We start from the raw sequence: 364 nt of genomic DNA on the forward strand, positions 1-364 counted from the left end.
CGCACGTGACGGTCGCCGACCTCTTCTCGCACCGAAGCGGCCTCCCCGACCACGCCGGATACCTCCTCGAATACCTCGGCTTTTACCGCGCGTACGTCCTGTCCCACCTGCGCTACGAGCCCCTGACGCCGTTCCGCGCCAGCTACGCCTACACCAACTTCGGCCTGACGGCCGCCGCTCAGGCCGTCGCGGACGAGAAGGGCGTGTCCTGGGAGAAACTCGCCGCCGACACCCTGTACAAGCCGGCCGGCATGAACTCCACCAGCTCCCGCTTCGAGGACTACGCGAAGGCCGCCGACCGCGCCTGGGGCCACGTCAAGACGGCCGACGGCGACTGGAAGGCTGAGTTCGTACGGGACCCGGA

1 protein-coding gene is annotated in these 364 nt (G+C 68.7%); it reads left to right on the forward strand.

The genetic code is table 11. From position 1 onward, the window contains the following. Window positions 1-364: serine hydrolase (locus tag TN53_RS43025; protein ID WP_046264371.1), on the forward strand; the 364-nt coding region annotated here is incomplete at both ends.

Source organism: Streptomyces sp. WM6386, assembly GCF_000972385.1.
GTDB lineage: Bacteria > Actinomycetota > Actinomycetes > Streptomycetales > Streptomycetaceae > Streptomyces.